Genomic DNA, 23,522 nt, shown 5'->3' with positions numbered 1-23,522 from the left:
AAGCGACTAGCGCAGCGACCTGAACGAGGCTCGCAACTCTTCAGTGAAGACTTCCGGCTGTTCCCAGGCCGCAAAGTGCCCACCCTTAGGCAGGCGATTGTAGTGGATCAGCTTCGGAAAGGCTTTCTCGGTCCAGCTGCGGGGAGCGGTGTAGATTTCGTCAGGAAAAGCGCTCACCGCGACCGGGATCGTCACGCCCTTGGGCGCGAAGAAAGCGAGCTTGCTTTCCCAGAAGAGGCGGCCCGAAGACAGCCCCGTGTTAGTCAGCCAGTAGAGCGTGATGTTGTCGAGGATGTCATCGCGCGTCAGCCCTTCGGACGCCCCGTCAAAGACGCGGCCGATCAGCTTCTGGCTTTCCGGATCATGATCAATCATCCACGCGGCAAGGGCGATCGGCGAATCGTCCAGACCGTAGAGTGTCTGTGGCCGGGCTCCCATTTCCAACGCGTAGCCGACACGATGCTTGTAGAAGAAATCGAGCTGCTTCCACGCATACTCCTCGTCGCCCGTCAGGCCCGTCGGCTGCGGACCGCCGGCCAGCGCCGCTGAAATGTTATCGGGAAGCGTGCCGGGCATGTTGGTGTGGATGCCAAGCAGCCCCGCAGGCTTCTGTAGCGCCATCTGCTCGTTAACTGCGTCACCCCAGTCGCCGCCCTGTGCGACATATTTCTTGTAACCCAGGCGGTCCTCCATCAGAACGGCCCAGGCCCGCGCGACACGCTGCGGGTCCCAGCCGAGCTCGGTGGGTTTGCCGGAAAAGCCGTAACCGGGGATTGATGGAATTATGACGTCAAACGCATCTGCTGCGGTGCTGCCGTGCGCTGTGGGATTGGTCAACGGATCGATGATCTTCAGTTGCTCGATGATCGAGCCGGGCCAGCCGTGCGTGATGATCACGGGCAACGCGTTCTTGTGCTTCGACTTCACATGGATGAAGTGGATGTCCACGCCGTCTATGTTGGTGACGAACTGGGGATATTTGTTGAGGTTCGCTTCGGCCCTGTGCCAGTCGTACTGGTTCGCCCAGTAGTCGGCGAGTTTCTGCATCGTCTCAAGCCGAACGCCCTGCGTGTCGTCTTGAACGAGTTCTTGGTCCGGCCATCGCGTCACTTTGACCCGCTGCTTGAGGTCAGCCAGTGCTGCCTCGGACGCCTGGAAGCTGAACGGGCGGATCGACGTATCCAGCGCGGGTTGGACGGTCGCGGCCGGCGCCTTGGTGGCGGCCCCCTCCACGGATGCCGCCGTTGCGACCAAAAGTCCGATTGCCCCGGCCGAAGCTGCAGCGAGCATCCGCCGAAGCGATTGTCGTGAGCGCGGCTTGGCGACGCGATTGCCCTTGCTCGGCAAGGCATCCGCCGGGCCTGAGCCGATATTCTGCGATGCGCCATCAACGGCGACGAGTTTGCGTGTATCACTCATTTTGAACCTCGAGTTTTGGTTGGTCCGGCGCCTGATTGCGCCGCTTGCCATCATTTGTGTTCACCCACGATGCGCGTGAATAACCGCCACGTGGCGGGCACTTTTGCGCAAAATGCGTGACTTTCGACCCTAACGCGTAGAGGTCGATCTCTTCGAACTGCTGCAGGCAGCATCGCCGCCATTCGCATCGGGGCGTGCTCACGATCCGCTTTTCCTCCGTGACAGAAAGCGGAGAATCGCCCATCCTCACTGGCTCGGTGCTCATGCGGACGTAAGCCTCCGCTTCGATATTGCAAAGCCAGTTTTCAGCTACTGGAGTGGCAGAGCAACCGGACGCAGAGGCGCAGCATCGCCGCCACGGATTTTCAGCGGGCCGCCAATGAAGGCGAACTCATAGACCTTGTCCCGTGACAGCTCATCAAGTGCGAGCAACTCGATGATCGGAGCGCCCTGCTGCGCCAGCAGATAGGTGTGGAGCGGCACATAGTCGTCCGGCACTTCCGAAGGAAAGGCTTCGAAGCTCAGATTGTCCGCGCCGACCACCATCGCGCCACCTTCCTCGACGAGGTAGCGTGCCGCATCCAGTCCCATGCCGGGAGGGTTCGCCATATAGGCTTGCGGGTCGTTGAACAGTTTCATACGGCCGGTTCGGATCAGGACGATGTCGCCTTCCTGCAGGGTGGAGTTCTGGCGTGCCAGTGCGTCTTCGATATCCTGACGGGTGATTCGATAACCGTCCGACAGCATATCCACGCGCTTGGCCGCGGCAATATCGATCATGACGCCCCGGGCGATGAGTGGCGGAAACTTTTCAATGCCGGTGCGCTTCCAGCCGCGATCGCCGAGATGCTCGTCGGTCTTGAAACCGTTCCAGATCTTGCCATGAATACCGAAATGGTTGAGCGCGTCGATGTGGGTGCCGGTATGGCTGTACATGGAAAACGCCGATCCCGTGTAGCTACGGGTGGCATTCATTTCCTTGCCGACGCCCATCGGGTCATCCACCTCCGTGCCGCGCGGCGTATGGGTCATCCAGAACTGGTAATGTGGATCGCCCGCAGCCTGCCAGCTCGGCATGCCGATATAGTAGTCCGTCGCCAGATCGTATGCCTTGCCGCCCTTGATCCGCGACAGGACGGCGGCGCGCGATTCCGGCGTGATCAGGTTGAGGCGGCCGATTTCATCGTCCGGACCCCACGGGCTGATGCCAACTTCCTGACCACTGGTGGCAACGGGCACTTTTGCGTTACCGTCGGCATGGGCTATTTGTGCTTCGGTCGAAAGGCTGGCGCTGCCGAGCAATAGCAGGCGCGAAGTGTACGGGAGCGTCTCATGTTTTCTTTCCTTTCGGAGGTTGGGGCCGAGAGTTTCCGAGAAGCTGTCATGCATTCTGCATGACAGCTTGCAGCCGGGCCTTGAGCGCCGGTGCAGGCATGGTTTGCAATCGGTCGAGATCTGGACCGACGATCAGGGTGGGAATGGAGCGAATGCCCAGCTTGCGGGCCTCGTCGCGGTCGGCCTGCACCCGGTTACCGGCGGCTTCACTGTTCATGCGAGAGGCAAAGACGTCGCGCGCGAAACCCAGATCGACAGCGATGTCGAGCAACACGGAACGGTTGCCGATATTGCGATGCTGGCTGAGATGGGCATTTTGGACAGCATCGAAATAGTCCCAGTGGGCAGCATCGCCGCCTATTATATAGGCTGCCTGGCAGGCGAGCGCGCCAGCAAGACCACTAGGATATTCGAAGCTTTCGGCGCGCATGCCTTGAATATCGAAGCGCTGCTCGTCATCCTGTTTCGCGCAGGCTTCCCAATGGTCAAGGATCTCGGTCTTAGCCTTCTCCATCGTGCCGAAAGCCTGCACTATCCTTTCACGGGAATCCTGCAGGACGAAGCTGCGATGGCGGACCTCGATATCTAGCTCGGCTGCGACCTGCCGCAAACGTGGTGACATGACATAGCACCAGCCGCAAACGACATCGTGAAAGAAATCGACGATCAACGGGGCTGTGTGGCGGGTGGGGGTTTGTAGCGTCATCATCCTGTCCTTTGTGATGTCGATCTGTTCGATGACATCAACTTACGGACAGCGTGGCGGGGGAGTAAGCTCGTCGTGGTACGGACAGTTTTCGCTGCCGGTCAAGAATACCGGTAGGCAGCAGCAGGATTACAGGATTTGGTTGCCAGCCTGCGTGCTTTGGGACGCTAGCTGTAGTCGTTCATGACGGAAGGCAGGCGACGGCCCAGAAATTCCACGAAGGCCTTTACCTTGGGTTGAAGATGGCGGGTGGTTGGATAGACCGCATAGACATGGCGCGGCTCATCCATGAAGGCGGGAAGGACACGCCGAAGTTCGCCGCGCGCAATCGCCGGGTCTGCGAGGAAGGAAGGCAGTGCGCCAATTCCCAAGCCTGCGATGAGCAGGTCGCGCAGCAGCAGGCTGTTGTTGATCTGGCTTCGCTCACTGCCGGCTGCCGTGGGGACGATATCCTGCATTTGTGCCAGACTATAGATGAGGATCTTGTGACGTTGTAGATCGTCCGGTATTGCGGGCTCGCCATTTTGTTCAAGATATGAAGGGGCCGCACACAGAACCTGTTTGACGGTGGCAAGCCGTCTGGCGATCAACGTGGAATCGTCCAGACTGGAACGCAGCCGGATCGACAAGTCAAAGCCATGCGCGACGGCGTCTATCAGCCGGTCTTCCATCACCAGATCGAGCTGCAAGTCCGGATACTCCCGCAGAAATTCGGCAAGAAGCGGCGAGAGAATGCTGAGGGTGAATGAGAGCGGCGCATTAAGCCTCAGCCTTCCGGTGACGCGCTGGGATTGCCGCCTGATCGACTGTTCAAGCACGTCCAGTTCATCAAGGATGCGGCAGCAATCCGCATAATATGCGCGCCCGGATTCCGTCAGGCTCATACTGCGGGTCGTGCGTTGCAGCAGCACCGTGTCGAGGTGGGCTTCCAAGGCGCGCAGCTGCTTGCTGAGGCCTGCCGACGACAATCCCAGATCTTCGGCGGCCCTGGCCAGTCCGCCAAGCTCAACGATGCGCCGAAAGGCGCGCATGGTACTGAAAGTATCCATGACGGGTCCCTGTGGGAAGACTTGCGCGCCGCTTACCTTTCTTGCCGCATTACAGACATATGGGTTCCTGTACGAGTTAGGCTGCGAAGCGAGACGCCCTGGCGCAGAAATTCGCGCGAAATCCGGCCGCACCCTGGCGGCCCCGCCGGGCTATGGGCTACGAGCAGGGAGCATAGTTTATCTCCCGAGTTGACGTCTACACGGAATGTCTGGGAGCTAGGAGCAATTCCAGGAAAGTGTGAGCGGTTTTCCGTCCAGAATTGCGAAGAAACAAGAAGACAGAGCGGGTCGCCATTTCCGTGAAATGGTGAAGCGCTCTAGGTGTGGAGCCTCAACAGGTTGTCCTCGGTTAGGGCGAGGCGACTGATAGGCGTTTTTGACTTTAGGCTGCCATGTGGTCGATGCCAATTGTATCCGTGCAGCCAGACGGAAAGTTCTCATCCAGGTAGCGTCATCCGCGTTGAACCGCGTCGCACGGGATCCGAGCGTCTCGAGGGCTCCGGCCCTTGAGCCCGTGGTCGCCAGCGCCAGGACAGCACTGCAACGTGCCGGCGCTCTTGTGAGAGAGTTGATCGGTGGGGCCCGAGAAACGCTTCGAGAAACTGAATACGTCAACGTAAGTAGCTGCCTGGCCGAGGTCGAAACCCTCATCCGAAGCGCTGGGGAACCGCAGGTTCGGCTTGAGGTCCGTATCGGAAGCGATATGCCTCCCGCGAGATGCGATCGTCTGGGCCTGCAGAACGCGGTCTTGAATCTCGTGTTCAACGCGCGCGACGCGATGCCCGACGGCGGCTCGATCTCGATAGACGCCGCAATAGCGCGTCAAGGCCATGCGCCCCTCCTCGAGCTCCGCGTCGCAGACACCGGTATCGGCATGACACAGGAGACCATGGTCCGTGCCTTCGATCCTTTCTTCACCACGAAGAGCTGGAGGAGAGCTGCCATGGGCATTGCTACGACGATTGGTCTGGATATCGCGAAGTCGGTTTTTCAAGTGCACGGCGTGGATGCGGCTGGCGAGGTTGTCATCCGCAGGAAACTGACCCGTGGGCGGGTCCTGGGGTTCTTCGAGAATCTGCCCCGATGCCTCGTCGGGATCGAGGCATGCAGCTCCTCGCACTATTGGGCTAGAGAACTGATTGCACGAGGCCATGATGTGCGGCTGCTTCCTGCGCAGTATGTGAAACCCTACTTGAAGCGGCAGAAGAACGATGCGGCCGATGCTGAGGCCATCTGCGAGGCCGTGACCCGGCCGACCATGCGCTTCCCTGTTAAAGTGCATTCTTTTCCCTGTTGGGCCGAATAGGGAATTTTCTGCCAAGGCGTTGAAACTGCAACGAGATTTTAGGCCGAATTTGGCTCGGAGGCCCAAAATCGCCGAAAATTCGCTGTTTTTCAGCGCCTAACAGGGAAATCAGACAGAGACTGGTTCGCCAGTGACTGCCAGCACCTTCAAAGTCCAAACAATTCTCCGGTCTTGAAATACCGGCGATGGTGGCCGTGGACATCGACCGCACCGCGCCGGAAGTTCATCATTTCAGCCCCAAAATAATACTCAACCAACCGGTTGACAATCAGCAGCCGTCTATGCATATTCAACCACATGGTTGAATTACTAACAAGCGAGATGGACCAGATCTTTCATGCCCTTGGCGATGCGACCCGCCGGCAGATGCTACGCGAACTCGCCGGCGGCGGGCGCACGGTGAGCCAGCTGGCCGAACCGTTCCCGATGTCGCTGGCAGCGGCTTCCAAGCACATCAAGGTGCTGGAGAATGCCGGACTGATCCGCCGCGAAGTGCTGGGGCGCACGCATATCTGCCACCTCGAAGCCGGGCCGCTGGCCAGCGCACATGAGTGGCTTGGATCCTACTCGCGCTTCTGGACGGGGCGACTCGACATATTGGAACGATTGCTGCGGAAGGACGATGCCCGCAAATCGGTGGAAAAGAAGGGAGACGACAAATGAACGAACAACCCGCCGCGAATGGCTATGGCACGCTCACCGAACCTGCCACCTTGACCATCGAACGGCTGCTGCCCGGTCCGGCCGAGCGCATCTGGGCCTACATCACCGATTCGGAGCTGCGCCAACAATGGATGGCGGCAGGCCCGATGGGCACTTCGGCCGGTGCTGCCTTCGAGTTCACTTGGCGCAATGACGAACTGACCGAGCCGGCCGGCGAGCGCCCGCCGGGATTCCCAGCCGTGCATAGCATGCCGGGTGAGATTATCGAGATCGACCGCCCGCACCGCCTCGTCATCACCTGGGGCAGCACCGGCGGCGTCACCTTCGAGCTGACCCCGCGAGGCAATGACGTGCTGCTCACCATTATCCATCGCCGCCTGGGCGACCGTTCGATGATGCTCAACATAGCCCCCGGCTGGCACATCCACCTCGACATTCTCGCCGCCCGCTTGCGCGGCGAGCAGCCCGAACCGTTCTGGGACGGGTGGGCGAGACTGAGGCAGGACTACGACCGGCGCCTGCCGGCCTGAACCGAAGGACGCGATCAACAGGAAGGAGACGAACCGGAACGACCACAAGACTGACCGATAAGACTGCCTGACCGATGACTGAAAGCGAGCGCGTGCTCGCTTGATAACCGCTGCTTTTGTCGGCGGCTTCCCAATTCCATTCCTGAAGATTTCAACCGCCGGCTGTGCGGCCGGACAATCGCGCCTTGAGCGCCAAGGAGAATGCTATGCGTAAATTGATCGCCGCCATGAAGATTTCCGTCGATGGCAAGTCGGAGGGACCGACGGGCATCGCCGACTGGGTGCATGCCTGGTCGGAGGATTATGGGCTGATGGATCAGGTCGATGCCTGTGTGCTTGGCGGCCGCATGTATCCGGGCTACGAACAATACTGGACCGCGATCCAGGATGCGCCCGACCAGCCGCTGCCGATGACCGGCAAGCTCGCCGCGCGGGAGGAACTGCCCTGGGCGCGCTTCGCCGCCAAGACACCACATTATGTGCTGTCGAACACGCTGAAGTCCGCCAACTGGCCGATGACCAAGTTCCTGCACTCCAACGACGATGTCGCAGCGCTCAAGCGTCAGCCCGGCAAGGACATCTACCTGATGGGCGGCTCGACCATCGTCGACAGCCTGACCGAGGCCGGGCTGGTGGATGAGCTTCGCCTCGTCCTCTATCCGCTGATCGCCGGTGACGGAAAGGTGCTGTTTTCGACCACCGCGCAGCGCCGCGACCTGGAGCTCACCAAGGTCGAGCAGTTGCCGGGCGGCCGGCTCAGTTTGATCTACAAAATCGGCTGAGCGAACCAAACCAGCGTTTCTCCGGCCTACACGACACGTTGCAGCCCGATGTCTTCGGAGGCAAGGATCCTTGCCTCCGAAGGCGTCGAGACCTCCACCTACACGACCGACGATCTTGCCGTTGCCGAGCGCCAGCTTGATGCCAGAAGTCCCCTTTGGCTTGAAATTCGACGTGGCAGTCGCCGAGCTCCAATGCGAACACGCGGGGGCGCGCATGATGTGCCCGCGGTCGCCAGCGCGGCTATGGCAAGCTAGTTTTGCGTTACCGTCAGAACGGCGTTCCCCCGAACTTTACGTCCGCTCAAGGCGTTGAGTGCGCCCGCCGTCTCCGTCCAGTGGTGAACCAAGCCAATCTCCGGATGGAGGTTGCCAGCGATGACAAGACGTACAAGCGTTGCGAGATCAGTCCCAATTGCCACATCGTCATCCGTATAGTCGAAATGGCGGATGGTGCTGGACAGTGGACCCTCCCAGAATTTGAAGAAATTGATGGTGGGTGCGGTTTTGCTTGCTTGCCCAAACCAGATTAGCGTTCCCTTCGGTTTCAGCTTCAAGAGGGCATCCGTCATATGGTATCAGCCTCTTGATGCTGTTCCAGTCGATCGGCCAGATGCGCGAAGCCTAAGGTGGGCGCGACGCCGCCTCGAAATGGTTCGAGTCCGCCTCTGGGCACCATTTTCTCCCAAGAAATGCTTTGTTTCCAAGAAGATACAAGGACTGAGCGGATTTCCATCCACCCCGCTACCCACCTGGAAATAGCCGGTTGCTTGCCGTTTCTTTATGAAGATTGGGTTTGATCGCCGTGAGGCACTTTGAGGTAGTCAAGCAGCTTTACTTGCCACTCACTCATCAGGGTCAAGGTGCATTCTACCGTCTCTCCATCAGGCTTGACGAGGGCGAGAGTACCCGCTGGCACCGTTGTGTCCCATTGAAAGGCATCTGACATCACCTTGAGCAATTCGCGCTTGTGGGGCGGTGTAAAGGTTGTCCAATTGGTTGCCCTTGGTCGCAAACGCTACCATCCCAAGATAGATTCGTTTTCGGTAAAGTCCGAAATGAAATCGAAACATGACATTTGGCGTACCAAGCTCTGTTCAAGGACCTTATGCCATATGACCACAGCTAGAAGGCGGCAGCGGTCGGCGGGTGAAACAGTGATGGTAATTTCGGCGCGCATACGCCCGACCCCGCGCACTAAACGCCCAACAAGAATTCCGCACAAGAGATTTCAAATGTCGGGTTTTCTTTACTAGCGAATCGTTATTGCCGCACCAAAGACGCATTTCCAAGAACAGGTTTTGTATTCTTGGCGACAGTCTCTACCCCTGCTGGTCTTGCACAGACTGTAGACTTGCGCACAATCCGAACCGCAGCTATGCTCGCCGACGTCCGCTAGAACGCTTTCATCGATGCTGGCCTTGGAGGTCACACTACATTGATGAGTATAACCTGGTAGGCCCGATGACGCGGTCACGTCGCCGCATTGATCGGCGGCAATCGCCGATACATTTGCAAGGGCAACAAGACCGAGAGAAGCTAAGCTTACAATTGATATGTAGCGCATGGTTGCTCCTTTCAATTAATGAATTAACTGAAGAAAGTGGAATAAGTACATTATTCCATCTTTCATTGTCTTTAAACAATCAATGTCGCTTGAAGATACTTCTTCACCCATGTATCGACAGGATTAATTATCTCGATTACGGTGCTGCTGTCTTGTGCTATGTTTTGTTCAGCCTGCTGCAAAAATTGCAGCGGTGATGCCGGAGGCTGCCAATGCGTTACCTGAACTCCGCTCACTATATCAATGTGGTGGCCAAGACCGGTTCGATCCGCGCCGCCGCGGAATTGCTCGCCATAACCTCGACGGCGCTCAACCGGCGTATATTGGCGATGGAGGCCGAACTCGGCGTCGCGATTTTCGAGCGACTGCCTCACGGCGTGCGATTGTCCAGCGCCGGCGAACTACTAGTGCAGCACATGCGCAACCAGTTATCCGATATGGAGCACGTGAAATCGCAGATTTCAGACCTTGCTGGCGCCCGGCGCGGCCATGTGGCGATCGCCTGCAGCCAGGCGCTATTGCCCTACCATCTGCCGATGCAGATCTCACTCTACCGCAAGGAACATCCGAATGTGACCTTCGGAGTGCACCTGCGCGACCGGGAGGAGGCCGAGCGTGCCTTGGTCGATCACACGGCCGACATCGCCATCGTCTACGAGCCAACCCGGCTGGCTGCTTTCATGACGCTGATGCGGGTGCACCAGCCGGTGCATGCGGTTATGCGGCCCGATCATCCGCTGGCTTCTCACGAGACGGTGCGCTTGCGCGCTTGCCTCGACTATCCAATCGCGCTTCCCACATCAAGTTACGGCGTGCGCTACCTGCTCGACATCGGGGCGCAATCGTCATCGCTGCAGCTGGAGCCGGTGATTTAATCGGACAGCTTCGAATTCCTGCGCAACCACGCTATCTCGGAGGATATCATCACCTTCCATTTCCCAATTGGCCTGTCCCACCAGACGATGACCGGTGACATGATCTCCCGGCCGCTCGACCCGCGCGACGTGCCCGCTGGCATGCTCTATGTCGGCCAACTCAAGGGCCGCACCCTACCGGTGGCCGCTGCCCGTTTCGCCGACCAGCTTTCCGCCTCGCTGGCGCAGCAGTATGACGTGTCGTGATGGCACCTGCCACTCAGCTTGATGCACCTGGATATAAGGCTGTCGGGGTAGCTGTCTAGCGTTGCCGGTATAGGCGCACCCGTCAGGCGCGCAGCGGCACTGTCCGGGCATTTGTCGACCCAAGACAAAGCTAACAGCCGGCTAAGCCCACCTGTGCGGGTATCTGTCCTTTCTAGAGCCGAGCGGCGGTCACAACGAAAAGAGCATTATTCAATGCCGGCTTCGGCGGGTGCGTGAGATGGGGCAATCTCCAACGATAAGGGTACTTCGCCTTTCAATGGATGTTTCTTTTCCTTGGAAGGGCTATTCCCATATGGCCCCTGTGCATTATTGGGACACAGATTCACGGTAGGCGTTTCGCCGCTGCCTGATCGGCAAGGTTCGACCCTGAGTGGACGCTAAGTGTTGTCGCGAAATGCTATTTCTGCGACGTTGCAAAAGTCGGACGCGAAACCATCAGTAAGCGCGAAACAATGCGTTGACGGGCAAAACAATTCTGACCATGTTTGCATTATGAGCTTCAACCTTCGCCCCGCAGATATCATCCGACGCCGATGCTGCATGATCGTGCAGCGTGGCGTGTCGATTCTGCGACGACGAGGATTCCAAGGAAGTTAGCTTCCCTTTCATCGTCATAGAATTTTCCGCAACCTGCCCACCTCTCGGTCGGCAGGTTTTTTATTTTCTGCAACTGTCAGCTGAAGGCCATAGCCACTGGCACATGGTATATTTCAGCGGCGGCCATCTATCCCGAGCGCTTCTCGCTGAAGCCGAGTCCATCGCTCGGGCAGCGCAGAAAGATCGTCTGACGCTTATGGTCGGCAGCTTTAATCCAAGGGCCTATAACCTGCTTCAGGGAGTGGGAAAGACGCCCCTTTTCCCCTTTCTCCGGATCGGACGAACCCGGAGAATGGATTTTGATGGTCAAGAATCTGATATAGTCGAGGCTTTCAAGCTGAGTTGGCGAACCAGCCGCGTTTCCGACCGGGGACCGTGCGGTCGACTTCTCAGGCCAATCCATGCCAAAGACGCAGTGTGCGGATCAAGGAGCCGAATGTGATGGCATTGGATGGTGTACGTGCCTTGCTATTCGACGTATTCGGCACTGTCGTCGATTGGCGCAGCGGCGTGGCGCGCGAAGCTGAACCGTTCCTGAAGCGGCATGGCGCCGGAACGGCCATTCCTACCGCTTTCGCGGATGCGTGGCGCCGCCGTTACTCCCCAGCGATGGAGGAGGTGCGGAGTGGCCGGCGGCCCTTTACACGGCTCGACGTGTTGCATCGGGAGAATCTGGAAGCTGTTTTGCCAGAATTCGGGATCGACCTGGCTTCGGTGCCAGCGTCCGAGTTGGACGAACTGAACCTGGCATGGCACCGATTGGAGCCATGGCCGGACGCGGTGGCCGGCCTCACACGGCTGAAGACCAGCTATATCATCGCACCGCTCTCGAACGGCAACATCGTCCTCATGCTCAACATGGCGAAGCGCAGTGGCATCCCCTGGGATGCGATCCTCGGCGCCGAAGTCGTGCAAGCCTACAAGCCGATGCCGGAAGCCTACCTTCGCACCGCTGACGTCCTGGCAATGAAGCCAGATGAGATCTGTCTTGTGGCCGCTCACAATGGCGACCTTGCAGCGGCTCGGGCATGCGGATTGCGAACAGCCTTTGTCCCGCGTCCGACCGAGCACGGGTTAGCGCAGATCACGGACTTGCACCCTGATCAGGCCTGGGACCTGGTGGCCAGCGACTTCATTGAATTGGCTGAACGGCTTCAGTTGTAGCGCGTCTCAACGATCAGCAAACCATCCCTTCAGGGTTCTTCGGGAAGCGAAAGATCGGTATTTGATGGCCTACCCTCCGATTGATCCGTTCGATGCTGGGCTTCTCAGTGTCGCCGACGGAAATGAAATCCGCTACCATTGCATATGGAAGGGTGCCAAGGGTTCATATCGGCAGCGACACCAAAGGTCTCTCCGCCGGCCTTGTCGTTCTGGCAGACGGCCTCCAATCAGTGATCGCATCGGCATCGACGGTAATCAGCCCGCCGGCCCTCACTGTCACCTTTTGGTCCACCTCGTCGGCGTGGGTGACCTGACCTCTAAGCTCTAGCTTGTCGCATGGCTGGGTCTTCTTCGGCTCTGGGATCGAATAGGGGAAGCCATAGGAGGGATGCTAACGCTGGCGCGTCCACCATCCAGCATCCTAAGCACGGTCACGGCTAGCGCCACTTCATCGCCGATGTTGATGTCCGCTATTTCCCACGTCATGCAGAGATTCTGGAGCGGGCCTGACCACCGTCAAGAGGTTGCTAATATTCTTCTGGTGGCCATTTCGCGCGTTTCCGCTGAGCCTGATCAACGGCTTCCGAAACGCCGCCAAATCAGAGCAGCGGCCCGGCGTCGCATCGAGGGGGGACTGGCGCCGAGCCAAACCGGCTTGCGGGGGGTAGTTCTGCCGGCTGAGGTGATAGGCTCTACCATACATCATTGATTGCTAATTTAATAAAATGGTCATGTTCTGTTCCCCTAGCCCCCAGATCGTGCGGGCCTAGACTCGATCCCGTGCCTAAACAAGTGAGTGATTCGGCAATAGATTGGCGCGTCATCGCATCAGTGCGCTTGCCTGAGGCAGGGTCTTCTCAGGCCTTCACCCGCTTGACTGGTGCCTTCTTGGCTGGCGCCTTCTTGGTGGGCATTTTTGCGCCTGCCTTGCGACCAAGTCCGATTGACTTCGCCAGCTCTGATCGTTGTGCGGCGTAGCTTGGTGCCACCATAGGGTAGTCCCGCGCCAACCCCCACTTGGCTCGATACTCGTCAGGCGTCATGCCAAGCAAGCCCAAGTGCCGTTTCATCGACTTGAACTTGCGCCCGTCCTCCAAGGAAATGATATGGTCGGGAAACACAGATTTTTTCGGATTGACCGCCGGAGTCTGTGTTGGCTGCTCAACCACAGCTGGCTTGACTAAGCTAACGAGCGCGGAGTTCACCGAAGAAATAAGATCGGGCAGACCTGCTACGGGCACTGCGTTATTTTGGACAAACGCCGCGACAATATCCGCGGTCAATTCCATCAATTCCGCTTTCTGGCGATTGTTCTCTTCGGTCATTCATCAACTCCTATTGCTATTCCGCTTTCGTATGGGGGAAAGTCGGATCGCGCAAGAACCAGGTCCACAGAACGGAATACTCGGGATCGCCCGGCCGCTGCGGTTTAAGGCAAAGTCTTGAAAACTTCCGCACCTGGACCTGTACGCGCCTACATTGCTAGACGGCACGCCTTCGGTCCGGCAAAGCTGCGAATCGCGGGGCCACTGGCAATCCGCAGGTCGGCGGGTTCAGGCAATGCTCATTCAAAGATGGACCGCCGACTTTCCTTTTGGCTGTAAAGCTCGGCGGGTTGTCGCTCTCCAATTGCCGTCTCAAATTGATTGGCGGGCGAGAGGACGCGGATGGCTGCCACACGCTGCCATTCGGACGGACCGGCGTCGTCGGCGCTTTTGTGTCGGAGCAGAACACTTGCTACCTCATCAGCCAGAGAATCCAAGATTTTCCGATTTCTTTTCTTGGCTTGAGCAGAAGTCGCCGGGCCACTTGAAATTCCGAAGCACTACTTCGGTGCGGGGACGACGTCGAGCGATGGTTCGTCGATGAATTCTGGCAAGGTTGGCGCTACTGACAGGCGATTTCCGGAGAAGCCGGTGCCGTGCTCCGGGCCACCTTCCCGGGAGCGACTGTCAGCCGCTCACCAAATCATCCCGAAACCTTCCGGGGGCCAGCGGATTTTTCCATGCGGTCTATATTAGTGGATCCCCGCGGCAGGTTGTAGATCGAGCGGTCCTTGACGTCTATATGCTGCCCAAGCCTCGGCGGGCACTGCCGAATCCGCCCGGGCCAGCCAGTTCGCGCTCAGCCTCGGGAAGCGAATTCCACCACTGCATACCGGCGATTTCGTCAGCAGTCGGATTCGGGTCCGGTTCGTCTGCCATTTTTCTTATCCTTGCATAAGACTTGAGTGCCGGAAGCCCGGCACTATCAGAACGGCCAAAAGCCCGCCAAAAAGGCCAGCATTTCGCTGCTCCACTGCATGAAGTTTGGGTACAAGCCAGACACCGTTTCATAAGCAACCTGCAGTGCACCCAGGAAGAAAACGAAACAGATGACGATAGCAAATAGCTTGCCAAAACCCTCGTCACCCTTCGGGTCGTTGCTCTGGTAAACGTAATCCTGTCGATTAAACATGGTCCATTAACGGTCCCGGTCGTCGCGGTCGCGTTCCCTTCTTTCCAGTTCCTCGCGCTCCAACTCCTCGAGGCGAGGAATATGCTGTTGCGCCGGATCAGTCCTTGTCGTTTCGCCGCCGCGTGCGGCCTCCTTGTCCCTGTTTAATTTGTCCTGCAGCCGATTTGTAGCATCTACTGTCGACGCCAGTTCGTGGGCCTCGCGCTCGGCGGGTTCGTCCGGCCGGCGCTCCGCCTCCTCGGGACGAGGATTTCGCTGCTGTTCGGTCACGGCATCGACATTGGCAGGGGTTTTGCCCTGCGCTTCTGCCGGCCGCTCTTCGGTCTGCTCTGCTGCCTCGATAGCGCGCTTGAGCTCCGGATCCTTCTCGGCTACCTCGCGCATATAGCTGTTGCCCTGGACGGCAAGCTCCGCCGCGCGAGCCAGTCCGCGCTCGATATCAGCTCGCAACACCCTTGGATCGTTGGAAAGCTCACCGGCCTCAATTCTATCCAAACCCTCGCGACTGGTTTCGATATCCACAAGAATGTCATTTGCCGCCTCGACAGCCGCCTTACCGTGTTTGGCGACTGCCGCATCCCACTGGTCATTCGCATCGTCGCGACGCTCGCCGCGCTCGTCTACCTCGGTCGTTCCCCGCTCCGCCTGTGCCTGGCCCTTCAGCTCGTAGAGCTCCATGAGCTCGCGCCGGCCGTTCACATGCTCGCGAGCAACAGACGCGACGTCATCAAAGTCGTCTCGCTCGTCCGGACCGACGCTCCGTTCAAGCCGGAACAAGGCCGTCTCGACCTTCTTTTCATAGGCTTCAAACTCTGCCCGCGTTGTCTCGCGCATGTCCTGACCCTCCAAAACGACTTTCTGCAATGTTACCAGATTGGCGCGGAATTTCGACCTGAAATCTGCATGCACCACATTTGGTGTGGCTTCCGCCTGACCCGCCGAAAGGCTTGCCGTTAAATGATCCCGCTGCTGTTCTGCATAAGCGACAACACGCCGATCACCGCTGGCGAGCGCAATTTTCTCCCAACTCTGCGATGCCTTTATGGCATACTCCCGGCTTCTTTCGGCCTTCGCCAGACTGCGCCGTCCGCCCCGCTTGGCGTCGTATCGTCCCTGCGCCGCCTCGCTGGTCCCGACGTGCTCGGTCCGCCCTTCCCTGCTCACCGGCCTCACCTGATTGCGGGTAAAGGCGGGCGGACTGGCGAACTCGCGACGATCGGTCATCTCCATCGCTATTCCCTGCGCCCGGGCCATCTGCGCCATTGTGGCCCGCCACTCCCGAAACACCTGCGGGGTCGTCTCGATCCGATCGCCCGATTCCGAGCGCATGGTGATGATCGCGTGCGCATGGACATGGGGCCGCTTGCCTCCCTCCCCTTCTTCCTTCGGGTCATTGGCCGGATCATGCATGGCAAACACGCAGCGATGGCCGGCGAACTGCTCGGCAAGGAAGTCGCGTGCAGCGTTTTCAAACGCCTCGACATTCGTGCCGGCCCGGGCCGACATGATCAGGTGCATCACGTCGCGACCTTTGCGGCTGTGCAGATCACCGCGCCATTCCTTTTGCACCAGATCGCCGGCATGTTTTTCGTCACCAACGATTCGGCCGCGGTCGTCGCGAACGTTGCCATCATGACGTTCGACCAGGCTCCGCAAGTTGCTGGCGCCATACTCCACACCGTTGCCGTAGCCCTGGAACGAGAACCGAGCAGCCACATCCTGCGCGGCCGCACTGGCGTCATAGCGCGCCTGAATGATGCTGGCGGCCTTGTCGTCGCCACTCAGCCGCTCGCCCTGCCCGCTTCTGAGCACGACCGCACCTTGAACCGTCAGCGCGCCGTCGCCCTGGCGCGTGACCGCGTAAGCATAGCGGCGATCGCCGAATGCGCTTGTCAAACTGTTCCTGACCAGCTCATGCATCGCCTCGTCTGACGAAACCGCCGCAGTCGCAATCTCTACGGTGAAGCTGCCGATATCGCGGCTCTCTGCGCGGTTCTGGAAAAGATGGTTCCAATCGCCCCGCAACCGCGCCAGATCCTCGCGGCTGCTGATGCGCTCGCCGTTCTCGTTCTCCACGGCGAGCTCGCCGCCGCGCGACACATAATTCAGCATTGCCCCAACCCTCGCGCCGCCGCCATAGGATGCCATTTTGACAACCGCAGGCTGGCTGCCCTGGGCAACTGCCGCTAGCCGCGCTTCTATTGGACGGGACGCCGCTACTGCCCGCGTCTCGGCCGCGAAGATCGGCCTGGCAGCCGCCCGTTGCATTTTCGGAAGGCTGCCATCGCCGCCGCCAGCACCACCGCCGCCGCCCAGCTCGGCCAGGGCCTTCAGCCGCCGCCGCATTTCTTCCTCGGCCGACCGCCGCTTTCCACCAAGCGACAATTCATGCAGCAACGCCGCGCGCCGCTGCTCCCATTCGCTGGTGAAGGCGCCGAAGAAGATTTCCAACTACGCCTCCCCTCGCCGCTTGTGACCGGCACGTTTCGATAGCGATCGCAACTCCGTCAAAACGGCCGCTTGGACGCGCTGCACGTTGCCAAGATTGATGTCGAGCTCGCTCGGGTGAACGCTTTTGCCGCTGTTTATTGATCGCGCCACCTGGTTCAGGTTCACGCCGATCGCGCGCATGTCCTCTAGCAGCAGCGCCATGACGAGCCGATCATCCTTAGTCAGGATCGGTCGTACGCCGGCACCTTCGAGGATCAGCGACCGGAAAAATCCCGAAACCGTCATGTCGGCCGCCTTGGCGGCCTTTTCGATCGCCGCATATTCGTCCGCACTGACGCGGGCATGCACCATCCGACCCTTCCGGTCCGGCGCGAGCCGGACCTCGAATTTCGCGTCGTCCATTGGCCTTGGGCCCCTCTCTCTGGCGCTTGCGGCAGGCATCGAGGGCTGGTTCCTCGATCGTCGGGAAAAATGTCGCACATTTTTCCGTATCCTGCCATCCATAGACATGAAATTCGTACTCAATAAAACCAAGCGCTAAAACGCTCTCCAGGGTTCACCTCCAGGACCGCTTTGTCGGCCTTTGTGTGCCCCTCGTACTCGTCCGCAAGGGACGCTCCGCTCTTCGCCCTGGCGGACTGCGTGCGAGCGTCACAGGCGGCCTTCGCGCGGCTCCGGGGTTCACCACAAAGGAGCGGGAAGGCCTGCGGCGGCGCTGACGGCCTCTTTGGCCAAACGAGGGAAGATTGCGTCGACTGGCGAGGGCACCAGGGTTTGCTCAACGCCAGCGCGCGGTCGATCCAATTTCACACGACTTGTTCACACGGTGTGTTCACATGCCACGACGTTACGATGTGGAAGCAAGATGTGATTGAAGTATCACACGCTAGGATAACGAGGCTTGATCCCATCGTGTAAAAACGCCATGCGAACCAAGCATTCACTTCGTTTGGAAATGCTGTTTGCCCAAGAGGATGCATGAACGAGGCGACGGCCTGCCGCGTTCGGCTTGGGGGCGTCAAAAGAGGGATCAGACATGCCTCGAAGGATTTGCGCGATCAGCGGAAAAGGCGGCGCCGGCAAGACGACGGTCATTATCCTCGTTGCCGGCGAGTACGCTATTCGTGGAAAGAAGGTTCTTCTGATCGACGCCGATCCGCGCCAGAACCTCGCCGAATGGTGGAAGCGATGTGAGGCCAAGGACAATCTTCCGGCCAACATCGAGCTGCACAGCGCGGCAACGCAGCGAAGCATTGAAACCGTGCTGGCCGAACAAGACGGCGTCTACAACGTGATCCTGATGGACACACCGGGCGTTGACAGCGTCATCCGCGATACGATCATCCGCAACTCCGACCTCGTGCTGACGCCAATTCAGCCGAACCAGGATGAAATCAAGGCGGCCGGCGAAGCCGCCACCATCACGGCGGATATTGGCGACAGGGAGGGGCGCACTATTCCCCACGTCAACGTGGTGACGCGCATCGCCCTTCCGGGGCGGGTTCTCGAGGCTTACAGGCTGATCCGTCCGTTCATCGCCAATCTTCGCGACAATGGCTATGAATCGACGCTGATGGAAACCGAACTCACCGAACGCAATTGCTACCGCGAAATCCGTAACGGCCTCGGCACCTTGCAGATGCTCGAGCTGACCGACCCGATCATGAAGGGTCGCGCGGAGGTCGCCGCACTTGTGACCGAGCTCGATCGCCATATCGCGGCAACCCGGGAAAAGGTGGGAAATGTCTAAACCAGGCAAACTGTCCGTCTCTGACTTTCCGATCGCACCGCGACGGCCGAAGCCAGCCACATCCAAAGCCGCAATGAAACCAGCCTCTGTGTCGGAAGAGGCAGAGACGCGAATGCCTGCGCGGGAACCAACAGCGCCGTCGGTTTCAGAAGCGGATGCGACAAGAGAACGGCCGCGGCGCAGTCTACCGAACCCGAGCGGTGACGAGCGCAAGAGCAAGGCGATCGAACGTGCCCTTGCTCAGGAGGAGGGACGCTATCACCTTCGCGACTTGAAGCGGGCGCGCGCGCGGGAAGCCAAGCACTACGTCAATTGCCCGCTGGACTACGACACGAAGATGCGACTGCAAAAGGCCGCCTTCGACAACGACATCAAGATGACGGTGATTATAAAGGCAGCCATCGACCAGTTTCTCCGAGACAACGGCTATTGATCCGTGAGCGGTCGAAGCCTCCTGCTCGGGATCACGATCGGTATCCTTATTGGCATCTATGCCGCACCGTTGGTCGGTCGCCAAGGCTTCGACTTTAGTGAAGGCTCAAAAGCCGCTTCCTCATTGAACGGGCTTCTGGAATCCGCTCTCGATGCGTCCATCCGGCCATCTGACGCAACCGCCAAAGGCGAGCTGTTTCGCTTATCCAATTGGGATATCTCAATGCACGGGACTGGATCGACGGTTACCGTGAAGCGATGTATTAGTATTGGCAAAGATTCTATCGCGTGCGAACTCCTGGCGCATCTGGGGTGGGTCGATGGGGAGAAACTTTTCGAAGCTGTGTTCGAGGGAAAGCCGGGTACTTGGCGAATGGTTGCAGCCAAGGCGCGCTGATTTTCGGGGCAGTGCCTATCCCCGCGCCAGCTCAAGGGCGTTATGAATGCAGGTTTCCGCTGAAAGGAACCATGCAAGGCGAGCGCAGCCCGGCCCTGATGGTTGCTTATTGCGAGTAGCAGAAAGCGCTGTCCTCACTTACCGCTTCTGGAAAATCGCTGTGCAAGAGAGTGCCGGGGCGTACTTGGGTCAATCCCGTTTTGAATGTTTGATTGAGGTCGTCGCCCTGTCCGCGACTAGATAAAAGCAAGGAGGGAGAGGACGTGCCTAAGGATATGGACGCCTATAAAAACAAAATGGAATTGGTTGAGACGATCGATCCCGAGATCGACAAGCCTGTTTTCCGCCGCCCGGGGTTCGAAGGCACCAAAACCCTCGGCGAGATCGACGAAAGAATTGCCGCCTTCATCCGCAAGGCGCGCGAGGACAAGGATCTGACGCGCGCCGAACTCGCGCCCTTGCTTGGTCTTTCGATGCAGGTTTATGGCCGCTATGAACGCGCATTCTCAAAAATGCACGTAACGAGGATGATCCACCTGTGCGAAATCCTCGGGTTCACGCCGATGGAAATGCTGTTCAGCGCTGCCCCGCATCTATGGGGCCGCACCCCGGAGGAAGCCCGCGACAGCATGGAACTCGCACAACAGGTCGTGTCTCTGCCGCACGGCACCAAGCGCGATCTGCTGGCCCTGGTCAAGAAAATGGTCGCGCTGGAACGGGCCGCTGACGGAGCGGCGGTGGAAATGCAAAGAAGCGAAGAAGGACGTCTTTAGGCGCCTCGCGCTGCGGTGAATGGAGCGGGGCGCGAGGCGCCGCGACGCATTAATAGGGCCACACCTTAAGCATCGACCTTCTTCAGCTCCGAGAGCCGCACAAGGCCGTTCTGGCTGCGGAATGTCAGTGTCGCATCCGTATTTTGCGCCTGGGCGATCCCCGAAATAACGTGATCGCCGGTGTCGTACATCGTATGCCGGCCGGCATCCTCGATGACCAGTCGCCGCGAGTCTGGATAGATCGCGTAGCGCAGATGGTTCTGCGATCCGGTCGATGAGGGCGTGCCGAGACCGATCGGCCAACTTTTAGCTACCTGCTGCTGCGATCTGTAGCTCACTTCGGCAGGTTCATTACGGGCGAGCTCAGGATTCTCCCGCAGATAAGCTGCGAGATCCGTGGCCACAGCGTTCAGCTTCGCCCTTAGCGCATCGTTGAACATGTCGCCGACCATTGTCATGCCTGATGACCACTGCGACATGCCGCCGAATTCGGCATGGCTGAACTGTGCCATGGAACCGCCGCCCGAGCGCAGGGCACGCAACACGGTTTCTACCGCGTCCCTTGACAACCCATGCCGCGCCGCCAGCCGCGCGACCAATGCCGTCTCTTTGAAATCAGCCACCGTACTGCCTCTCTCTTTTCGCCATTTAACACTGCGATGGGGACATCGTTCCACATGCCCTAACCTCCGAGCACGCCAAGGGGCAATTTCAGCCCTTGCCAACGGGCCAACGCGTGTAGGCCAACATCTTTCCGCCTTTGGTTGGCATGGCCACAACGAGGCACTCTGGGCGACTAAGATATGTGCAACGAGCACCTATCACAGTTTGCGGCCGCGCGCCTGCCCTGAGCGGAATGTTCAAGTTCCAGACCGCATATTATGCGGATTTGTGGCTGCTATGTTGGCCATGCTTGGTCCCCTAGTTCCCAAGTTCCAGGCTGCCTTTTATGCGACTTTCGAAGCACAAAAAGTGAACGTCGTTTCGGTTGAGGCGCGGGCCAAAGCGTTGTCCGAAATTTGTAGCATTCTTCGGACTTCTCCTTGCCTCGGTCCGAAATTTGTCGCATATTTCGGACATGACAGCTGACCTCGATACCGACATCCGCTCGCGCGTGCTGGCGCGGATCGAAGCGAAACCCGACGAGGTCTGGACGCCGGCCGACTTCGCTAACCTGGGCGGTCGGGCGGCGGTGGATAAGAGCCTGCAGCGCCTGGCGGCAAGCGGCGAGCTGCGTCGCATTGACCGGGGGCTCTACGATCGACCGCGGACAAACAGTCTGACCGGCCGGGCCACCGTGCCGGACTATCGCGCCGTGATCCGTGCCGTGACGCGTCGCGACAACGCGCGCACCGTCATCGACGGCATGACGGCCGCCAACGATCTCGGCCTCACCACTGCGGTCCCAGCGCGGATTGAGGTGCTGGTCGATGCCCGGCTGAAGCCGATCAAGCTCGGTAGCCAGGAAATCCACTTCAAGTACGCGGCCCCGAGCCGCCTCTATTGGGCGGACCGGCCAGGAATGCGAGTCGTCCAGGCTCTGCATTGGCTACAGGACATGCTCACCAAGCCGGAAGAACGCAAGCGCATTGAGACAACGCTGCGTCGCCTGTTTGCCGACCCCAAACACGGTGAGGCGATCCGCGAGGATCTGCGCGCCGGTCTCCCCGCCGTGCCGATCTGGATGCAGGAGTTCCTGCGCCAACTGCTCAGCCCGAGCGCTGGGCTCGAGGGCAAGCCATGAGCACCTATGCCTACCGTCAGATTATTGCCGCGCCGCCACGTGACCGGCTCGATCTGTTCCTCGCCACGGCCAATCGCATTGGTGCCCCGGTCGGCAATATAGAAAAGGATTTCTGGGTCTGCTGGGCGCTCAATGCGCTCTATCACGAACGGCCTGCGGGAGAGCCGCGGCTGCTGTTCAAGGGCGGTACGTCGCTGTCGAAGGGCTATGACCTCATCAAGCGCTTCTCCGAGGACATCGACGTCACCGTGTTCCGAGACGATCTCGAAGAGCCTGCCGCTGTCGAAGAACTCGAGGCGCTGTCGAACAAGAAGCGCCGCGCCAAACTCGACGCCATCCGGGACGCATGTCGCGCCTACATCACGGGCCCGCTGCGAGACTTCCTCGCTGCTCAATTGGCGGACGTGATCAACGGGACCGGCCGCGTGGAGATCGACGAAGCCGATCCCGACGGGCAAACCCTGCTGCTTTGGTATCCTGAGGTGGAACCGCGCGACGGAGCCTATGTCCGACCGGCGATACGTCTCGAATCCGGGGCAAAATCGGCGCTCGATCCCCACGGTCCCCTCACGATTACCCCCTACGTCGCCGGGGAAGCAGCAGGCGTTGATCTCGCCGTACCGGAAGTCACCACGATCAAGGCGACGCGGACGTTCTGGGATAAGGTGGTGATCGCTCACGGACTGCGCCGCTGGTATGAGCGGCGCGGCGAACTGCGGCAGGCAGGGCAGCGGGTTTCACGGCACTACTATGACCTGCACTGTCTCATGCAGTCGGAAGCCGGCAAGGCTGCGCTCGCCGACCTCGATCTTGGCGCCGATTGCGTGCGCCACGCGCGCATGTTTTTCGATCGTCCGGACTATGATCTCGCCTCGGCCGTAACGGGCAGCTTCGCGATCACGCCGATACCCGAGATGGTGGACGCGTTGGCCCGGGACTACGAGAACACCACCGCCATGATCTTCGGCACTCCGCCGAGCTTTGACGACATCCTGGCCTCAGCCGGGCAGATCGAGAAGAGCCTGAACGGCGGCAATTAGGCTTCACAGCCGGCTGCGCCGTCTCTCCAGTCTGCGAGCCGACTTTCGCGCAACCCTGAGTTCGTCGAGACTCGGCTGCCACCAGACTGCGCCATCAATCTCCGGCTTGGCTCCCGAACGCGCTGGCCAGGTCTTTATGAGTTCGTCGAGGTCGGCGGGACGCCACCGCCCCCAGACATAGTCCACGTTGCCTGGAACGTCGGAATAGTGGGAACGAAGAA

Annotated in this window: 23 protein-coding genes and 3 pseudogenes; 14 read left to right on the top strand and 12 right to left on the bottom strand. The window is 59.4% G+C overall.

Annotation, left to right across the window (positions count from 1 at the left end; all coding sequences use genetic code 11):
- Positions 1 to 6: 6 nt before the first annotated feature.
- The 5 genes and pseudogenes from AC1RUK_RS33800 to AC1RUK_RS33780 all read right to left on the bottom strand — a co-directional run.
- Complete coding sequence (locus AC1RUK_RS33800) at positions 7 to 1,419, bottom strand: epoxide hydrolase family protein (RefSeq protein WP_481840571.1); 1,413 nt, start codon at positions 1,417 to 1,419, stop codon at positions 7 to 9.
- Between the two features lie 309 nt (positions 1,420 to 1,728).
- Positions 1,729 to 2,808 (bottom strand): cyclase family protein, encoded by a 1,080-nt coding sequence (locus AC1RUK_RS33795; RefSeq protein WP_481840336.1) that lies wholly within the window; start codon positions 2,806 to 2,808, stop codon positions 1,729 to 1,731.
- Positions 2,801 to 3,463, bottom strand: a complete 663-nt coding sequence (locus AC1RUK_RS33790) for a DsbA family oxidoreductase (RefSeq protein WP_481840335.1) — start codon at positions 3,461 to 3,463, stop codon at positions 2,801 to 2,803. The genes AC1RUK_RS33795 and AC1RUK_RS33790 overlap by 8 nt, the downstream gene beginning before the upstream one ends.
- Positions 3,464 to 3,627: 164 nt before the next feature.
- Positions 3,628 to 4,509, bottom strand: a complete 882-nt coding sequence (locus AC1RUK_RS33785) for a LysR family transcriptional regulator (RefSeq protein ID WP_481840334.1) — start codon at positions 4,507 to 4,509, stop codon at positions 3,628 to 3,630.
- Between the two features lie 317 nt (positions 4,510 to 4,826).
- Positions 4,827 to 4,946: pseudogene (locus tag AC1RUK_RS33780) on the bottom strand (IS481 family transposase); the annotation flags it as partial.
- Positions 4,947 to 5,212: 266 nt separating this feature from the next.
- Between AC1RUK_RS33780 and AC1RUK_RS33775 the strand changes: the two are divergent.
- The 5 genes and pseudogenes from AC1RUK_RS33775 to AC1RUK_RS33755 form a co-directional block, all read left to right on the top strand.
- Positions 5,213 to 5,785, top strand: a pseudogene (locus tag AC1RUK_RS33775) (ATP-binding protein); the annotation flags it as partial.
- A 327-nt stretch (positions 5,786 to 6,112) separates the two neighbouring features.
- Complete coding sequence (locus AC1RUK_RS33770; RefSeq protein ID WP_481836995.1) at positions 6,113 to 6,478, top strand: ArsR/SmtB family transcription factor; 366 nt, start codon at positions 6,113 to 6,115, stop codon at positions 6,476 to 6,478.
- Positions 6,475 to 7,008 carry an SRPBCC family protein gene (locus AC1RUK_RS33765; RefSeq protein WP_481840333.1) on the top strand — a complete coding sequence of 178 codons (534 nt, stop codon included), beginning with the start codon at positions 6,475 to 6,477 and terminating at the stop codon, positions 7,006 to 7,008. The genes AC1RUK_RS33770 and AC1RUK_RS33765 overlap by 4 nt, the downstream gene beginning before the upstream one ends.
- Before the next feature lie 206 nt (positions 7,009 to 7,214).
- Positions 7,215 to 7,790: a dihydrofolate reductase family protein gene (locus tag AC1RUK_RS33760; RefSeq protein ID WP_481836997.1), complete on the top strand. Its 576-nt coding sequence runs from the start codon at positions 7,215 to 7,217 to the stop codon at positions 7,788 to 7,790.
- Positions 7,791 to 7,813: 23 nt separating this feature from the next.
- Positions 7,814 to 7,934, top strand: a pseudogene (locus tag AC1RUK_RS33755) (thiazole synthase); the annotation flags it as partial.
- Positions 7,935 to 8,041: 107 nt separating this feature from the next.
- On the opposite strand, the gene AC1RUK_RS33750 reads toward AC1RUK_RS33755, so the two are convergent.
- On the bottom strand, positions 8,042 to 8,359 hold the full coding sequence (locus AC1RUK_RS33750) for an MDR/zinc-dependent alcohol dehydrogenase-like family protein (protein WP_481840332.1): 318 nt from the start codon (positions 8,357 to 8,359) through the stop codon (positions 8,042 to 8,044).
- Positions 8,360 to 9,566: 1,207 nt separating this feature from the next.
- Between AC1RUK_RS33750 and AC1RUK_RS33745 the strand changes: the two genes are divergently transcribed.
- The 3 genes from AC1RUK_RS33745 to AC1RUK_RS33735 all read left to right on the top strand — a co-directional run bounded on the left by AC1RUK_RS33745 (position 9,567) and on the right by AC1RUK_RS33735 (position 12,257).
- Complete coding sequence (locus AC1RUK_RS33745; RefSeq protein WP_481840331.1) at positions 9,567 to 10,229, top strand: LysR family transcriptional regulator; 663 nt, start codon at positions 9,567 to 9,569, stop codon at positions 10,227 to 10,229.
- A gap of 87 nt (positions 10,230 to 10,316) precedes the next feature.
- A complete protein-coding gene (locus tag AC1RUK_RS33740; RefSeq protein ID WP_481840330.1) occupies positions 10,317 to 10,475 on the top strand; it encodes a hypothetical protein in 159 nt (52 codons plus the stop codon).
- Positions 10,476 to 11,435: 960 nt separating this feature from the next.
- A complete protein-coding gene (locus tag AC1RUK_RS33735) occupies positions 11,436 to 12,257 on the top strand; it encodes a haloacid dehalogenase type II (RefSeq protein WP_481840563.1) in 822 nt (273 codons plus the stop codon).
- An 857-nt stretch (positions 12,258 to 13,114) separates the two neighbouring features.
- On the opposite strand, the gene AC1RUK_RS33730 is transcribed toward AC1RUK_RS33735, so the two are convergent.
- The 5 genes from AC1RUK_RS33730 to AC1RUK_RS33710 all read right to left on the bottom strand — a co-directional run bounded on the left by AC1RUK_RS33730 (position 13,115) and on the right by AC1RUK_RS33710 (position 17,567).
- Positions 13,115 to 13,582, bottom strand: coding sequence for a Ros/MucR family transcriptional regulator (locus AC1RUK_RS33730; RefSeq protein WP_481840562.1), 468 nt, complete (start codon positions 13,580 to 13,582; stop codon positions 13,115 to 13,117).
- Positions 13,583 to 14,320: 738 nt separating this feature from the next.
- Positions 14,321 to 14,461 carry a hypothetical protein gene (locus tag AC1RUK_RS33725; protein ID WP_481840561.1) on the bottom strand — a complete coding sequence of 47 codons (141 nt, stop codon included), beginning with the start codon at positions 14,459 to 14,461 and terminating at the stop codon, positions 14,321 to 14,323.
- A gap of 46 nt (positions 14,462 to 14,507) precedes the next feature.
- On the bottom strand, positions 14,508 to 14,714 hold the full coding sequence (locus tag AC1RUK_RS33720) for a hypothetical protein (RefSeq protein WP_481840560.1): 207 nt from the start codon (positions 14,712 to 14,714) through the stop codon (positions 14,508 to 14,510).
- A 6-nt stretch (positions 14,715 to 14,720) separates the two neighbouring features.
- Positions 14,721 to 17,165, bottom strand: coding sequence for a relaxase/mobilization nuclease domain-containing protein (locus AC1RUK_RS33715; RefSeq protein ID WP_481840559.1), 2,445 nt, complete (start codon positions 17,163 to 17,165; stop codon positions 14,721 to 14,723).
- Positions 17,166 to 17,567 carry a MobC family plasmid mobilization relaxosome protein gene (locus tag AC1RUK_RS33710; protein ID WP_128346870.1) on the bottom strand — a complete coding sequence of 134 codons (402 nt, stop codon included), beginning with the start codon at positions 17,565 to 17,567 and terminating at the stop codon, positions 17,166 to 17,168.
- A 634-nt stretch (positions 17,568 to 18,201) separates the two neighbouring features.
- Between AC1RUK_RS33710 and AC1RUK_RS33705 the strand changes: the two genes are divergently transcribed.
- The 4 genes from AC1RUK_RS33705 (at position 18,202) to AC1RUK_RS33690 (ending at position 20,517) form a co-directional block, all read left to right on the top strand.
- Entirely contained in the window at positions 18,202 to 18,915 is a 714-nt protein-coding gene (locus AC1RUK_RS33705; protein WP_481840558.1) for a ParA family protein, read from the top strand.
- A 112-nt stretch (positions 18,916 to 19,027) separates the two neighbouring features.
- Complete coding sequence (locus AC1RUK_RS33700) at positions 19,028 to 19,348, top strand: hypothetical protein (protein ID WP_481840557.1); 321 nt, start codon at positions 19,028 to 19,030, stop codon at positions 19,346 to 19,348.
- 3 nt (positions 19,349 to 19,351) lie between these two features.
- On the top strand, positions 19,352 to 19,744 hold the full coding sequence (locus AC1RUK_RS33695) for a hypothetical protein (protein WP_481840556.1): 393 nt from the start codon (positions 19,352 to 19,354) through the stop codon (positions 19,742 to 19,744).
- A 275-nt stretch (positions 19,745 to 20,019) separates the two neighbouring features.
- Positions 20,020 to 20,517: a helix-turn-helix domain-containing protein gene (locus AC1RUK_RS33690; protein ID WP_481840555.1), complete on the top strand. Its 498-nt coding sequence runs from the start codon at positions 20,020 to 20,022 to the stop codon at positions 20,515 to 20,517.
- 65 nt (positions 20,518 to 20,582) lie between these two features.
- Here the strand turns inward: AC1RUK_RS33690 and AC1RUK_RS33685 are convergent, their stop codons facing one another.
- Complete coding sequence (locus tag AC1RUK_RS33685) at positions 20,583 to 21,140, bottom strand: hypothetical protein (RefSeq protein WP_481840554.1); 558 nt, start codon at positions 21,138 to 21,140, stop codon at positions 20,583 to 20,585.
- Between the two features lie 455 nt (positions 21,141 to 21,595).
- Here AC1RUK_RS33685 and AC1RUK_RS33680 point away from each other — a divergent pair, with 455 nt between their 5' ends.
- Both AC1RUK_RS33680 and AC1RUK_RS33675 read left to right on the top strand, forming a co-directional pair.
- Positions 21,596 to 22,261 (top strand): DUF6088 family protein, encoded by a 666-nt coding sequence (locus AC1RUK_RS33680; RefSeq protein ID WP_436175503.1) that lies wholly within the window; start codon positions 21,596 to 21,598, stop codon positions 22,259 to 22,261.
- A complete protein-coding gene (locus tag AC1RUK_RS33675; protein WP_481840553.1) occupies positions 22,258 to 23,301 on the top strand; it encodes a nucleotidyl transferase AbiEii/AbiGii toxin family protein in 1,044 nt (347 codons plus the stop codon). Before AC1RUK_RS33680 ends, AC1RUK_RS33675 begins: the two co-directional genes overlap by 4 nt.
- The last annotated feature ends 221 nt before the right edge of the window (positions 23,302 to 23,522 follow it).

The sequence above is a fragment of the Mesorhizobium monacense genome (genome assembly GCF_056781675.1).
Note: the sequence above shows the minus strand (reverse complement) of the source record. Positions and strands in the feature narration are given on the sequence as shown.

Bases quoted from the DNA above. Each gene is read 5' to 3' on its own strand.
- AC1RUK_RS33725 (WP_481840561.1), bottom strand. From the start codon at position 14,461: ATGGCAGACGAACCGGACCCGAATCCGACTGCTGACGAAATCGCCGGT.
- AC1RUK_RS33750 (WP_481840332.1), bottom strand. From the start codon at position 8,359: ATGACGGATGCCCTCTTGAAGCTGAAACCGAAGGGAACGCTAATCTGG.
- AC1RUK_RS33680 (WP_436175503.1), top strand. From the start codon at position 21,596: ATGACAGCTGACCTCGATACCGACATCCGCTCGCGCGTGCTGGCGCGG.
- AC1RUK_RS33690 (WP_481840555.1), top strand. From the start codon at position 20,020: ATGGACGCCTATAAAAACAAAATGGAATTGGTTGAGACGATCGATCCC.
- AC1RUK_RS33705 (WP_481840558.1), top strand. From the start codon at position 18,202: ATGCCTCGAAGGATTTGCGCGATCAGCGGAAAAGGCGGCGCCGGCAAG.
- AC1RUK_RS33710 (WP_128346870.1), bottom strand. From the start codon at position 17,567: ATGGACGACGCGAAATTCGAGGTCCGGCTCGCGCCGGACCGGAAGGGT.
- AC1RUK_RS33720 (WP_481840560.1), bottom strand. From the start codon at position 14,714: ATGTTTAATCGACAGGATTACGTTTACCAGAGCAACGACCCGAAGGGT.
- AC1RUK_RS33740 (WP_481840330.1), top strand. From the start codon at position 10,317: ATGACCGGTGACATGATCTCCCGGCCGCTCGACCCGCGCGACGTGCCC.
- AC1RUK_RS33675 (WP_481840553.1), top strand. From the start codon at position 22,258: ATGAGCACCTATGCCTACCGTCAGATTATTGCCGCGCCGCCACGTGAC.
- AC1RUK_RS33730 (WP_481840562.1), bottom strand. From the start codon at position 13,582: ATGACCGAAGAGAACAATCGCCAGAAAGCGGAATTGATGGAATTGACC.
- AC1RUK_RS33770 (WP_481836995.1), top strand. From the start codon at position 6,113: ATGGTTGAATTACTAACAAGCGAGATGGACCAGATCTTTCATGCCCTT.
- AC1RUK_RS33765 (WP_481840333.1), top strand. From the start codon at position 6,475: ATGAACGAACAACCCGCCGCGAATGGCTATGGCACGCTCACCGAACCT.
- AC1RUK_RS33745 (WP_481840331.1), top strand. From the start codon at position 9,567: ATGCGTTACCTGAACTCCGCTCACTATATCAATGTGGTGGCCAAGACC.
- AC1RUK_RS33700 (WP_481840557.1), top strand. From the start codon at position 19,028: ATGCCTGCGCGGGAACCAACAGCGCCGTCGGTTTCAGAAGCGGATGCG.
- AC1RUK_RS33800 (WP_481840571.1), bottom strand. From the start codon at position 1,419: ATGAGTGATACACGCAAACTCGTCGCCGTTGATGGCGCATCGCAGAAT.
- AC1RUK_RS33790 (WP_481840335.1), bottom strand. From the start codon at position 3,463: ATGATGACGCTACAAACCCCCACCCGCCACACAGCCCCGTTGATCGTC.
- AC1RUK_RS33795 (WP_481840336.1), bottom strand. From the start codon at position 2,808: ATGCATGACAGCTTCTCGGAAACTCTCGGCCCCAACCTCCGAAAGGAA.
- AC1RUK_RS33785 (WP_481840334.1), bottom strand. From the start codon at position 4,509: ATGGATACTTTCAGTACCATGCGCGCCTTTCGGCGCATCGTTGAGCTT.
- AC1RUK_RS33760 (WP_481836997.1), top strand. From the start codon at position 7,215: ATGCGTAAATTGATCGCCGCCATGAAGATTTCCGTCGATGGCAAGTCG.